This window comes from Lacisediminihabitans sp. FW035, from assembly GCF_054880895.1.
In genome coordinates this window covers 2814955-2827438 of the sequence record NZ_CM142187.1, presented here as the reverse complement: position 1 = coordinate 2827438, position 12484 = coordinate 2814955, and the positions used below count along the sequence as shown (strand labels likewise).

General features: G+C 68.4%; 11 protein-coding genes. 8 read left to right on the top strand and 3 right to left on the bottom strand.

The annotated features are described in order from the left end of the window. Position 1: 1 nt before the first annotated feature. Positions 2-862 (bottom strand): LysR substrate-binding domain-containing protein, encoded by an 861-nt coding sequence (locus ACVXZ4_RS13565; protein ID WP_461795354.1) that lies wholly within the window; start codon positions 860-862, stop codon positions 2-4. 124 nt (positions 863-986) lie between these two features. Between ACVXZ4_RS13565 and ACVXZ4_RS13560 the strand changes: the two genes are divergently transcribed. The 5 genes from ACVXZ4_RS13560 (at position 987) to ACVXZ4_RS13540 (ending at position 6299) form a co-directional block, all read left to right on the top strand. Beyond that, the gene (locus ACVXZ4_RS13560) at positions 987-2339 is read left to right on the top strand and encodes an MFS transporter (protein WP_461795353.1); all 1353 of its coding nucleotides are present in this window, start codon (positions 987-989) and stop codon (positions 2337-2339) included. 122 nt (positions 2340-2461) lie between these two features. Then, a complete protein-coding gene (locus ACVXZ4_RS13555; RefSeq protein WP_461795352.1) occupies positions 2462-3751 on the top strand; it encodes an efflux RND transporter periplasmic adaptor subunit in 1290 nt (429 codons plus the stop codon). Further along, on the top strand, positions 3751-4488 hold the full coding sequence (locus ACVXZ4_RS13550) for an ABC transporter ATP-binding protein (protein WP_461795351.1): 738 nt from the start codon (positions 3751-3753) through the stop codon (positions 4486-4488). The genes ACVXZ4_RS13555 and ACVXZ4_RS13550 overlap by 1 nt, the downstream gene beginning before the upstream one ends. Next, on the top strand, positions 4485-5699 hold the full coding sequence (locus ACVXZ4_RS13545; protein WP_461795350.1) for an ABC transporter permease: 1215 nt from the start codon (positions 4485-4487) through the stop codon (positions 5697-5699). Before ACVXZ4_RS13550 ends, ACVXZ4_RS13545 begins: the two co-directional genes overlap by 4 nt. Positions 5700-5738: 39 nt before the next feature. Continuing rightward, positions 5739-6299, top strand: a complete 561-nt coding sequence (locus tag ACVXZ4_RS13540) for a hypothetical protein (RefSeq protein ID WP_461795349.1) — start codon at positions 5739-5741, stop codon at positions 6297-6299. Positions 6300-6520: 221 nt separating this feature from the next. Here ACVXZ4_RS13540 and ACVXZ4_RS13535 read toward each other — a convergent pair whose 3' ends face one another. Beyond that, positions 6521-7522 carry a phosphotransferase gene (locus tag ACVXZ4_RS13535; protein ID WP_461795348.1) on the bottom strand — a complete coding sequence of 334 codons (1002 nt, stop codon included), beginning with the start codon at positions 7520-7522 and terminating at the stop codon, positions 6521-6523. Positions 7523-7602: 80 nt separating this feature from the next. Here ACVXZ4_RS13535 and nudC point away from each other — a divergent pair, with 80 nt between their 5' ends. From nudC to ACVXZ4_RS13520, 3 genes are read left to right on the top strand one after another with little or no spacing between them, the layout of a single operon-like run. Then, positions 7603-8601 carry an NAD(+) diphosphatase gene (gene nudC / locus ACVXZ4_RS13530; protein WP_461795347.1) on the top strand — a complete coding sequence of 333 codons (999 nt, stop codon included), beginning with the start codon at positions 7603-7605 and terminating at the stop codon, positions 8599-8601. Further along, positions 8598-10286 (top strand): ATP-dependent helicase, encoded by a 1689-nt coding sequence (locus ACVXZ4_RS13525; protein WP_461795346.1) that lies wholly within the window; start codon positions 8598-8600, stop codon positions 10284-10286. Before nudC ends, ACVXZ4_RS13525 begins: the two co-directional genes overlap by 4 nt. Beyond that, positions 10283-11686 carry an MFS transporter gene (locus ACVXZ4_RS13520; RefSeq protein ID WP_461795345.1) on the top strand — a complete coding sequence of 468 codons (1404 nt, stop codon included), beginning with the start codon at positions 10283-10285 and terminating at the stop codon, positions 11684-11686. The genes ACVXZ4_RS13525 and ACVXZ4_RS13520 overlap by 4 nt, the downstream gene beginning before the upstream one ends. Here ACVXZ4_RS13520 and ACVXZ4_RS13515 read toward each other — a convergent pair. Then, the gene (locus ACVXZ4_RS13515; RefSeq protein WP_461795344.1) at positions 11650-12429 is read right to left on the bottom strand and encodes a TOMM precursor leader peptide-binding protein; all 780 of its coding nucleotides are present in this window, start codon (positions 12427-12429) and stop codon (positions 11650-11652) included. The genes ACVXZ4_RS13520 and ACVXZ4_RS13515 overlap by 37 nt on opposite strands. Positions 12430-12484: the final 55 nt, after the last annotated feature.

The following is a 12484-nucleotide window of genomic DNA, read 5'->3' as shown; positions in this document are numbered from 1 at the left end:
CTTACACCGAGGGGGAGACCTGGTTCTGCCGGGCGACGATCGCGGCGGCGAGCGCGTCGATCGGTTCGCGGGCGGAGGTCGGATTGTCGAGCAGGCGGAAGTCGATGTCGCCGAGCGGCGGCAGCCCGAGGGAGGCGGGCAGCTGCATCAGGTCCGGAGGGATGAGGCTCTGCGGGAACGCGGCAATGCCGATGCCGGCGCGGGTCGCCGCGAGAACCCCGTTGATCTCGCGGACGTTACAGGTGATCCGCCAGGTGCGGCCCACGGATTCGAGTGCAGAGATCGCCGCAGTGCGACTGAGGCTTGGTGCCTGGTAGGCGATCAGCGGCACCGGCTGGCCGGTTTCGAGGCTGAGGTTGCGATGGCCGACCCAGACGAGCCGGTCGCGTCGCACCAGGCGGCCACCCGGGATGTCGGGCTCCTGTTTCACGAAGACGAGGTCGAGCTGGCCGGCGAGCAGCCGTCGGGTGAGGAATCCGCTCTGGTTGACGGTGAGCTCGAGATTGATCTGCGGATAGAGCTGCCGGAAGTCCCGCAGGATCTGCGGCAGCTGGGTGAGAGCGAGATCGTCGGCCGATCCGAACCGCAACCGGCCACGCATCGCGGACCCGGTGAAGTAACTCGAAGCCTGGTCGTGCGCGGCGAGGATCGAGCGGGCGAAGCCGAGCATCGCATCCCCGTTGTCGGTCAGCCGCACTTCGCGCGTGTCGCGAAGCACCAGGTTGCGACCGGCCGCTGTTTCGAGCTTGCGGATGTGCTGGCTCACCGTCGGCTGGCTCAATCCGAGCAGCTGGCCGGTCACCGTGAAGTTGAGGGTCTCCGCCACAGTGACGAAGGTGCGCAGGAGGAGCGGGTCGAACATCGGGGCCTCCTCTAGGGAAATCGGCATCATTGATAAAACGAATAGGACTTATAGTCTCGATTCTATTCACGAATGACCGCTCCTCCCCGTAGCGTTGACGGCACCATACGAAACTTGTCGAGCAGTGCAGGACCCCTTCCGCGTGACCACCGAGACGTCCACCGCCATCCCGCCAACCGAACCGATTCCCGTCCTCCTCGAACGACCGCGCTGGCGCGACACCTTCGACTCGCTTCGGGTGTTCAACTACCGCCTCTACGTGATCTCACAGGTGCTCGCCAACACCTCGGGCTGGATGCAGAAGATCGCGACGGATTGGCTTGTCAACGAGCTGACGCACAACGTCGCCCTCGTCGGGGTGACCGTATTCCTGCAGTTCGCTCCGGTGCTGCTCTTCGGCGTCTGGGGTGGCGTCATCGCCGACCGCGTGGACAAACGACGCCTGATGATGGTGACCCAGTCCACCACCGCGGTGCTCTGTGCCGCGCTCGGCGCCCTCACGATCGCCGGAGTGGTGGAGGTCTGGCAGGTGTGGGGTGTGGCCTTCCTGCTCGGCATGGTCGCTGTCGTCGAGGGTCCCGCGCGATCCGCATTCGTCAATGAGATGGTCGGACACCGCCGACTTCGCAATGCCATCAGCCTCAACGCCTCGATCTTCCACCTCGGTGGGCTGCTCGGGCCGGCGATCAGCGGTGTGCTCATCGTGCTCGTCGGGTCGGGCTGGTCGATCAGCGTCAACGCGGTCGCGGCGGTGGTCGTGGTGGTGACCCTCGGGTGCATGCGGGTGCGGGAGCTGTTGCCCTCGCCCCGTGCCATCCGGTCGAAGGGTCAGATCCGCGAGGGCGTGAAATATGTGATCGGCAAGCCGACCATCTTCTGGCCGATGGTGATGCTCGCGTTCGTGTCGACCTTCGGCATGACTCTCCCGGTGCTCCTGGTCGCCTTCGCCGACGACGTCTACCGCACGGGGGCGGCAGGCTACGGCCTGTACAGCTCGGCCGCCGCGGTCGGCGCGCTCACCGGAGCCGTGCTGTCGACCAGGCGCATGAACGTGAGGCTTCGCACCATCATGTTCGCCGCCGGCCTGTTCGGTCTCGCCCTGATCCTCGCCGGTAACGCACAGTGGGAGCCGATCTTCCTCGTCTTCCTCGTGGGAATCGGTATCACCCGCCTGCTCTTCGCCACCGGTGCGGAATCGATCGTGCAGCTCTCCACCAACCGTGCCATCCGGGGCCGGGTGATGTCGCTCTACTCGATGGTGATGCTCGGCGGGCAGGCTCTCGGCGGACCGGTCAGCGGGGCCATCGCCGACAGGTTCGGGGTGCAGGCAGCCATGACGGTGGCCGGGGTCGTGCCCGCCCTCGCCGCGATCGTGATCGCCGTGGTGCTGGCACGATCGGGTCGACTCTCCCTGCGGATCCGCATCCGTCGCGCGGGCAGATTCGTCGCCATCGTGCCGCGCGGCCGAGCCGTGTAGTTCGCCGATGCCCGGCTGGTGCCCAGTTCGCAGGGAGATTTCTTTACGTTCTCTCAGACATGCGCGCATCGCACACAGGTTGCTCTTACACGTTTCATAGATTGCGCGAGCAGTTTGCGAAAATGACAATTCGCAAACCCGTGGTGATCAACGTGGTGCTCGCCGTCGTGATCATCGGGGCCCTCATCGGCGCCTACTTCTTCGTGTTTCCCGTCGCCGGGTCCTCGAGCACGGCCACTCAACTCACTTCCACTGTGCAGCAGGGGGTGGTGAGCAACACGATCACCGCGAGCGGATCGGTGGCCCCGGTGACCGAGGCGACCGCGTCGTTCGCCGTCTCGGGCACGATCGCGTCGGTGAATGTCTCGCTCGGGCAGACGGTCGCCGCGGGCCAGGTGCTCGGCACGCTGCAGACAGCGCCCCTTCAGCAGACGGTGAACGATGACGTGACGCTGTACTCGCAGGCGCGGTCGCAGTACGCGAATGCCGGCGCTGAACTCGCGGCGACCGAGTCGGCGCCGGTGACCCCCAACACCTCCAGTGCCCAGACCATTTCGAGCATCAACAGTGCGAAGCAGCAGGTGGCCACCGCCCTCGACCAGATGACCACGGATTCCCAGAACCTGGCGAGGGATGAAGCGAATCTCGCGGACGCGACGCTCACCGCTCCGATCGCGGGCCTGGTGATCGCGCTGCCCGAGTCGGTCGGACAGACGGCGGGCTCCGGCTCGTCCGCGTCGTCCGGCTCATCGGGTTCCGCCGCCTCGGCATCCGGATCGGCGGCGACGACTTCCACGACATCGACGAGTTCGGGATCCGCCTTCGCGACGATCGCGGATGTCTCGGCGATGACCGTGAGCGCGAGCATCGCCGAGGCCGACATCGCGTCGGTGACGGTCGGGCAGAAGGCGGTGGTGACCTTCCCCGCGGTTCCGGGGGAGACCGCGAACGCCACGGTGACCGCGATAGCGCCGACGGCGACGACGAGCAACTCCGTCGTGACCTACGCCACCACGATCACGCTCGCCTCGATTCCCACCGGCCTGCGCCTCGGCCAGACGGCGGCGGTGGCCATCACCACCAAGAGTTCCGCCGCCGACGCGCTCTACGTGCCGGCGGCCGCGATCACCACGGCCAATGGGGTGTCGACGGTCAAGGTCGTCGGCGCCAACGGAAAGGTCACCCCGGTCACGGTCACTCTCGGCATCGTCGGCAATGCCGGTACGCAGATCCTCACGGGCCTTAAGGCCGGTCAGACAGTGTCGCTCGGAGTCGTGACTCCCACGACGACCGGCACGACAGGCACGGGGCGCACCGGATTCGGCGGCGGAAGCGGTGGCTTCGGCACCCGCACCGGGAATGGCGGCTTCGGCGGCGGCGCCGGCGGCACCTCGAACCGGGGCGGTAACTGATGTCGCTCCACGACGACCGGGCGGCGACTCCGGTGGTGCAACTCGCCGCCATCAACCAGGTGTACGGCACCGGCGACGCCGTGGTGCATGCCCTTCGCGGCATCGACCTGGAGGTGGCGCAGGGAGACTACGTGGCCATCATGGGGCCCTCAGGCTCGGGCAAATCGACCCTGATGAACGTGTTGGGCTGCCTCGATGTCGCCTCCTCCGGCACCTACACTCTCGCCGGCAACGACGTGAAGTCACTCGATGAGAACCAGCTCGCCCGCATCCGCAACCAGCAGATCGGGTTCGTGTTCCAATCCTTCAACCTCGTGCCGCGGATGACGGCGCTCGCCAACGTCGAACTGCCTCTCGTCTACGGTCGGGTCGGCCGAGCCGAGCGGCGGGAGCGGGCGCTCGAGGCCCTCGACCAGGTGGGCCTGAGCTCGCGCGCCCACCATCAGCCGCAGGAGCTGTCGGGCGGGCAGCAGCAGCGGGTCGCCATCGCCCGGGCTCTCGTGACCTCGCCGACCCTTGTACTGGCCGACGAGCCCACCGGCAATCTCGACAGCACCTCGACCGACGAGATCCTGGAGATGTTCAGCCTGCTCGCGCTGGAGGGTCGCACGATCATCGTGATCACGCACGAGGCCCATGTCGCCGAACAGTCCCACCGAGTCATCACCCTCAGCGACGGCCTGATCATCGCCGACCGCACGTCGGCGCGCATCGCAGCGTCGGGGGTGCACTCGTGAGCTTTCCCGAGATGATCCTGTCCGCCCTTCGCGGCATCACGGCCAACAAGCTCCGATCGATCCTCACCCTGCTCGGGGTGATGATCGGCGTCGCTTCCGTCATCCTGCTTCTCGCGGTCGGCAACGGATCTGCCCAGACAGTCAATTCCGCCATCTCGCAGCTCGGCACCAACACGCTGACTGTGCGGCCGACCGGTACCGGGGGTGGTGGACAGGCGTCGACGGGCGCGAGCTCGGCGAAGCTCATCACCGTCGCGGTCGGCAAGGAGATCCAGGCGGCGAAGCTCGGGCATGTGAAAGAGGTGATCCCCCAGGTGTCCGGAAGCCTCACTGTGGCGTCGACCACCGCATCCGAGACTGCCATCTCCGTCATTGGAACCACGCCCTCCTATTTCAGCGTCGGCACCAACGCCGTCGCCTCCGGGGCGGCCTTCACCGCCGCCGACGTCACCTCCTCGGCGAAGGACGCGGTGATCGGGCAGACGCTCGCAACGGAGCTGTTCCCCTCGGGTTCGGCGCTCGGGCAGCAGGTGACCGTCGGGGGCACCCCCCTCACTATCGTCGGCATCCTCGCCGAGCAGGGGAGCGTGGGATTCAACGATCCCAATTCGGTGATCATCGCCCCGATCAGCCGCATCCAGGCCTCGTTCACCGGGTATGGCGCGGTCAGCTCGCTCACCGTCGAGGCGAAGAGCGCGGATGCCGTCGCGGCGGCCCAGGGCGAGGTTGAGGTGATGCTCAATCAGCTTCTCGGCTCGACCACGGCGAACGAACCGTACACGATCATCAACCAGGGGTCACTCCTGCAGACCGCCGCGACCAGCGCGGCCAGCTTCACGGTGCTCCTAGGGGCTGTGGCGGCGATCAGCCTGCTCGTCGGTGGCATCGGGGTCACGAACGTGATGCTCGTGACCGTGACCGAGCGCACCAGGGAGATCGGCATCCGCAAAGCCCTCGGCGCCACCCGCGGGGCGATCCTCGGGCAGTTCCTCGCGGAGGCCGCGACGCTCACCCTGCTCGGCGGAGTGCTCGGGGTGATCGCCGCCCTGATCGGGGCGCAGTTCCCGTTCAACGGCACGCAGCCCGTCGTGCTGTCGTATTCGATCCCGCTTGCCCTCGGGGTCTCCGTCGCGATCGGCGTGTTCTTCGGGGTCTACCCCGCGGCGCGTGCAGCGGCGATGCGACCCATCCAGGCTCTCCGAGCCATCTGACGCACCCCATCCATCCCCTCAAAACGAAGGACTTTCGCCATGAACGACCTCACTCCGCCGACAAACCCCGCCCCTGCCGGCGAATCTCCTGCGTTTTCGGCGGGAGCACCCACACCGCCGCCCCGTCGCAAGTGGCTCACGCCGACGCTCGCCCTCGTCGCGGTGCTGGTGGTGGGCGTCTTCGGAGGTGTGCTGATCGGGCACGCCACCGCCTCATCCGCCCAGGGCGTGAGCGCAGGCGGATTCTCGCGGGGCCTCAACGGCGGCGGCGGGACCGGTGGTGCCGGCGGCGCGGGATTCGGCGGCGGCGGCTTCACGTCGGGCACCATCGTCTCGGTCTCGGGCTCGACGATGGTCGTTAAGGCCCAGGACGGGACCCAAAAGACGGTCACCATCGCCAGCAGCACCCGGGTTACGAAGACCTCGTCCGCCAGCGTGTCCGACCTCAAGGCCGGCCAGACGGTCACGGTCATCGGCGCGACGGGCTCCAATGGAGACATCGCGGCGACCAGTGTCTCGGAGGGTGCCCGTGGCTTCGGTGGTCGGTTGGGTGGCGGTGCCGGATCCGGATCCGGATCCGGCGGCAGCACCAACGGCTGACGGCGGCTGTACCGCCGTCTCGGGCGAGCGTGCATTGGCTCCGCGCGATGCCGACCAACGGGCCCGGGCATCGTTCACGGATCAGGAGTGTCGCGCGACACGCCGAGTCGCCCCGTGCGACACGCGGCATCCGCGTCGTAACTCCTGATCCGCGAACATCAGAGCGCTCGGGAGGGAGCGCGGGAGGAGAACTCGGGAGCAGCGCCGGGGAAGACGTCGCGTCAGAGCTTCGAGCGGCGATCGCGGTCCAGCATCGCCTCGACCTCGTCAACGGCCATGACCGGCATGGTGTTGTGGCTCAGGGTCTGATCGAGGTCGTTCTGCACGGTGTCGACGAGCCCATGCAGCATCTGCACTGCGTCGTCCACGATCTCGGTGCTTCGCTCCTGCGTTCCATGCAGCAGCCACTTGGCGATCTCGAGCTCCGCGTAGAGCATTGCACGATGCTTCACCTGGCGATCGCTCGACCCGCGCGCTTCGTTGTAGGCATCGAAGGCGGCCTCGGCAACGTATTCGCCCCGGGCGCTGAGCAGCCAGTACAGGTCTCGCGCCGGGTCGCCGACGCCAAGGGATTGCCAGCCGAGCACGCCGGTGACCGCGTCGTCCGAGGTGAGGAACGAATCGGCGGAGAGCCCGCCGTTGATCACCGTCGGCGCGAACTGCCAGAGAGGGCCGTCTTCGGTTGCCTTCTCCCAGCGTCCGAGCAGGGCCGCCGGCACCAGGTTGGTCGCACTGGCCCGATCCATGATCGTGATCGTCGATCGCAGGATTTCGGCGGGGCTGAGCACCGGGAGTCCGGCATCCGCTACGAAGCTGGTCGGCAGCGTGTGGATGGCGGCGATGGCCCGACCGAGGGAGGGCGCGAGGGGGCTGCCGTCGGGGATCGCCGAGAGGTCGAGCGGAGAGCCATAGACGAAGTCGTAGACGACGGCCCGTGTGCCACTGATGGGTGTTTGGCCGGCGAATTCGGAGACGGCGAAGGGCAGCCGGGCGCGCACTCCGGTACTCAGCGCGCGGAGGGCGACGAGGTCCGCCGACTGCTCGGCCTCGGCGCGTTCGGAGGTCGGGACGCGGATGATCCAGTGGCTTCCGTCCCGCGTCGTGAGCAGCGCGGACTCGAAATCGCCGTGGGTACCCGACCCGAAACCACTGGCCGACGCGACATCGAGCCCGGCGACAGCCGAGGTTGCGAGCGCGGCTAGAGTGAGATGGGATCTGGCCATACCTCACAGGGTAGGTCGTCCTCCGGCGGCCGGTGCCGAACGCCACGCCTTTCCCGCCCCCTTCGATGATTGGTGCCTCGATGCCTTCCGACGCTGTGTCGCCCATCCCCGCGGCCGACTCGGACGCGTCGCCGTCATACTGGCAACCGCTGCCGGCATCCGCGCTGCCGCTCTCGCGCCACGGCCTCGATCGCGACTATCTCACTCGCGCCGACCCCGACCTGTTCGAATCCCTCCGGCATGACCCGCGGATGCGCCAGCTCGTGCTCTGGAACGGCAGGGCCCTGCTCGACTCGGCTGGTGCACTCGACCTGCTTGCGCACGACGCCGAGCTCGACTCGGTGCTTCGCCTGTACCTCGGCCGCTCCGTCGAACCCGGATCGGCCGGAGATCCGGTGATCGCCGTGATTGTGGACGACGAGGCCGCGACAGCGCTCTCCCCCCGGGATTCCGGCCGATGGGGTGACCTCCGTGCGCTCGGCAGCACCTTCAGCGACCGCGATGCCGGGCTCTTCACGGCCGCTCTCGCGCTGGCGAACTGGCACGACTCGCATCCGTTCTCGCCGCGCACCGGTATGGCCACCGTCGCAGGCCAGGGCGGATGGGTGCGTACCGATCTCGAGACCGGCCGCGAGGTCTTCCCCCGCACCGATCCCGCCATCATCGTCGGCATCGTGGATGCCGACGATCGCCTGCTTCTCGGCCACAACGCCCAGTGGCCGGCGAATCGCTACTCCCTCCTCGCCGGATTCGTCGAGCCGGGGGAGTCGCTCGAGAGTGCCGTCGTGCGCGAGGTCTACGAGGAGTCGGGCATCCGCATCGTCGATCCCGTCTACCTGGGCTCGCAGCCCTGGCCGTTCCCGGCATCCCTCATGCTCGGATTCATGGCGCGTGTCGACCCGCAGCTCGAATCGACCCTCACCCCGGACGGCGCGGAGATCCTCGACCTTCGCTGGTTCAGCCGGGACGAATTGACGGCATCCCTCGCCGACATCGGCCTTCCCGGCCACACTTCCATCGCCCGGGCGATCATCGAGCACTGGTACGGCGGTCCCATCACGGACCACCGCGAGTGGTGACCTCCGCAGACTCCCTGCTCGACGCCCTCGACGACGAGCAGCGGGTCGCCGCGCAGACGCTCCTCGGCCCACTCTGCATGCTCGCCGGGGCTGGCACGGGAAAGACCCGCGCCATCACCCATCGCATCGCCTACGGGGTGGCCACCGGTGTCTATGCCCCCGATCGCGTGATGGCGCTCACCTTCACGTCGCGCGCCGCAGCGGAGTTGCGCGGTCGGCTGCGCCAGCTCGGAGCGACCGGGGTCGCCGCCCGCACCTTCCACGCCTCCGCGCTGTCGCAACTCGGCCATTTCTGGCCGGAGGTGATCGGGGGGCAGATGCCCCGTCTCCTCGACAGCAAAGCCCGGGTGATCGCCCAGGCCGCCGAGACCCTCCGGCTCAAACTCGACACCGCGACCCTGCGCGACCTCGCCGCCGAGATCGAGTGGCGCAAGGTATCCCGCCTCACGTTCGACCAGTACGCTGCGGTGCTCCCGCAGCGCACGCTGCCCTCCTCCCTCGATGCCGACAAGATGCTCGCCATCCACCGTGCCTACGAATCCGTGAAGGATGAGCGTCGCCAGCTGGATTTCGAAGACGTGCTGCTTGCGACCGCGGGCATGATCGAAGCCGAGCCGCGGGTCGCCCAGCAGGTGCGCGAGCAGTACCGCTTCTTCGTCGTCGACGAGTACCAGGACGTCTCGCCCCTTCAGCAGGCACTGCTCGACCTGTGGTTGGGGGACCGGCAGGATCTCTGTGTTGTCGGCGATGCGAGCCAGACGATCTACTCCTTCGCCGGGGCATCCGCCGACTTCCTGCTCGGGTTCCCCACCCGGTTCCGGGAGGCGGCTGTGGTGCGTCTCGAGCAGAACTACCGCTCGAGTCCTCCCATCGTCGCAATGGCGAACCAGCTCATGCGGGGACGCCCGGGCGCCCTCGCCCTTCGCGCCTCAGCGGGCACCCCGGAGGCGGCGGCCAAGGCCACCCCCACCATCACGAGCTTTCCGAGCGAGGTCGCCGAGGCCCGGGCCGTTGCCGCGCAGGTCTCCGCCGCGATCGCGAGCGGAACACGTCCGCAGGATGTCGCGATCCTGTTCCGCATCAATGTCCAGTCGGCCCCCCTCGAGGCTGCCCTCACCGATGCCGGGGTGAGCTTCCAGCTGCGCGGTGGCACCCGGTTCTTCGAACAGCAGGAGGTGAAGCAGGCGCTGATGATGCTCAAGGGCGCCGTCGTCGGAGCGACCCGCGAACCCCTGTTCAAGACGGTCAGCGATGTGCTGCGATCCCTCGGCTGGACCCAGGACGCCCCGGATGCTCGGGGTGCGGCGCGCGACCGCTGGGAATCCCTGAACGCGCTGATGGGCCTGGCCGAGGCATCCGCCGTCGGCACCTCGCTCAAGTCCTTCGTCGACGAGCTGTTCGAGCGGGCAGCGAGCCAGCACGAGCCCACGATGGCTGCGGTGACGTTGTCGACCCTCCACTCCGCCAAGGGCCTCGAGTGGGACACCGTGTTCCTCGTCGGACTGAGCGACGGGTATCTGCCCATCACCTACGCGAAGACGGAGCAGGCGGTGGAAGAAGAGCGTCGCCTGCTCTATGTCGGCATCACCCGCGCGCGTCGTCGGCTGCACCTGTCGTGGTCGTCCGGGGCTTCGGGGCGCGGTCCGGAGCGCCGGGCGTCCCGTTTTCTGGCCGGACTCGCGTGAGCTCCCCCGAGGGCATCTTCGGCGCCCGGTTCCTCTGGGTGACCGTCGGCAGCAGCGCGCTGGTGTTCCTCGCGGCGTTCGAATCCCTCGCCGTCACGACGATCATGCCCGTGATCAGCCGCGATCTCGACGGCGCATCCCTCTACGCCCTCGCATTCGCCGGCCCCTTGTCGACGGCCGTGATCGGCATGGTGATCGCCGGCAACTGGTCCGACCGATCGGGTCCGGTCCTGCCGCTCTACGTCTCCGCCGCGCTCTTCGCACTGGGCCTCCTCGTCGCCGGAAGCGCGCCGGACATGGGGGTCTTCGTGGCTGGCCGCCTCGTACAGGGTCTCGGCAGCGGCGCGATGACCGTCGCGCTGTACGTGGTCGTCGCCCGGCTGTATCCGCCCGGCCTGACGCCGCGCATCTTCGCCAGCTTCGCGGCCGCCTGGATCGTGCCGTCGCTCATCGGCCCGTTCATCGCGGGTCTCGTCGCCCAGCTGTGGAGCTGGCACTGGGTGTTCCTCGGCGTCGTGGGTCTCGTGATCGTGGCCACGGCGATGCTCACCCCGGCGACGCGGATGCTGCGGCTGCAGCCCCGCGAAACCTCCGCGACACCGTGGAACGCCCGTCGCATCGGCTGGGCCGTGCTCGCCGCCGCCGCCGTGCTCGTTGTCAACCTGTCGGTGGACATCGGCGGGATCGCGGCGGTGCTCCTTCCGCTCGCGGCCCTCATCGTCGCGGTGGTCGCGGTGCGTCCACTGCTGCCTCGCGCGACGCTCTCCGCGCGGCGGGGACTGCCGACGGTCATCCTGCTTCGCGGGCTCGCCTCCGCGTCCTTCCTCGGCGCCGAGGTCTATCTTCCGTATCTGCTCGTGCAGCAGTACGACTTCTCGCCCACCTTCGCCGGACTCGCCCTCACCGGCTCGGCCCTCGCCTGGTCGGGCACCTCCTGGCTGCAGGGACATCTCGGAGACCGTCTCCGCCCGGCCACCGGGATGAGCGTCGGCATGTGGCTGACTCTCGTCGCCGTGGTCGTCGCCTTCGCCACGGCCGCCCTTCACCTGCATCCGGCGGTGATCATCCTGGGCTGGGTGGTCGGCGGGGGAGGAATGGGGCTGGTCTATCCACGCACCAGCGTGATGACCCTCGGGCTGTCCGACCAGGCCGAGCAGGGGTTCAACAGTTCGGCCCTCTCGATCTCCGACTCACTCGGTGCCGCCATCGCCCTCGCCCTCACCGGCGTCGTCTTCGGGGCCCTCACCCGCGTCGGCGAGACGGCGGCGGGCGGCTCCTGGGCCTTTGCCGGCAGCTTCGGCATCGCGGTGCTGTTCGCGATCGTGGCCGTCGGCGTCGCGCGGCGCGTCGTTCCACGCCCGGCTCAGGCGGTGAGCGACGTGCAGCCGCAGGCAGGGTGAACCGACCATTCCCGCAACGTCCTCTGGCCGGTGGCCGGGTCGAGTTCGATCGACGTGAGCGGCTCGACTCGATGCACGACCTGCCGCGCGAGCACCCGCCGCGCGACTTCGGCCGCCACCTCGCCTGCCGTCAGCGATGACTCGAGGGCGCTGCGCCGGCTCCAGAGCTGGGAGGCCATCGCCGGCCAGGAGGGGTCGGCCCCGGTGCGATGAAGCTCGAGGCAGTAGAGACACGGCCCGGCTCCGGGTCGGATGACCGGACCGATGCTCACCGTCCGATCGCCGTAGACCACGGGCAGGTGCGGGATGTCGCGGCGCAGCCACCGGCCGTGATCCTCCGGTTCCACCACGAAATGGGCCACGATCACGGCCATGTCCGGGGCGGCCTCCGCCAGATCGGGAAGCACGTCGACCCCCGCGTCGCCCAAAAGGCGCCTGACCCGCTGGGCCGTCTCGCCGGTGCCGCTGACGACCGCCGACTGCGGCGAGCGATGCGAGGAGGGGTGTTCGAGCGCCGGTTCGAGGCGCAGCAGCAGCGCGGAGATCGCGTGGTCATCGAGTCCGGCCGAGTGCCCGATCATCTCCGCTCCCGAACGACTCACACCGGCCGCGAGGGCGGCGATCACCATCTCGTCGGCATGGGAGACCGTCTCGAGCACCACGCTCGGTCGGTCCAGCCCGAACTGGAGGCTCTGGGGTGTTCTCCAGAGCAGGGGATGACGGGAATCTAGTCGGAGCACCATGCACGACATGATGCACCGGTTTCGCGGATGCCGTCGCCGACCATCCACAGGTGGC

What these genes read in the sequence shown, in the direction of transcription:
- ACVXZ4_RS13565 (WP_461795354.1), bottom strand. Translation starts at nt 862, where the DNA reads ATGTTCGACCCGCTCCTCCTGCGCACCTTCGTCACTGTGGCGGAGACC.
- ACVXZ4_RS13555 (WP_461795352.1), top strand. Translation starts at nt 2,462, where the DNA reads ATGACAATTCGCAAACCCGTGGTGATCAACGTGGTGCTCGCCGTCGTG.
- ACVXZ4_RS13550 (WP_461795351.1), top strand. Translation starts at nt 3,751, where the DNA reads ATGTCGCTCCACGACGACCGGGCGGCGACTCCGGTGGTGCAACTCGCC.
- ACVXZ4_RS13540 (WP_461795349.1), top strand. Translation starts at nt 5,739, where the DNA reads ATGAACGACCTCACTCCGCCGACAAACCCCGCCCCTGCCGGCGAATCT.
- ACVXZ4_RS13535 (WP_461795348.1), bottom strand. Translation starts at nt 7,522, where the DNA reads ATGGCCAGATCCCATCTCACTCTAGCCGCGCTCGCAACCTCGGCTGTC.
- nudC (WP_461795347.1), top strand. Translation starts at nt 7,603, where the DNA reads ATGCCTTCCGACGCTGTGTCGCCCATCCCCGCGGCCGACTCGGACGCG.
- ACVXZ4_RS13515 (WP_461795344.1), bottom strand. Translation starts at nt 12,429, where the DNA reads ATGGTGCTCCGACTAGATTCCCGTCATCCCCTGCTCTGGAGAACACCC.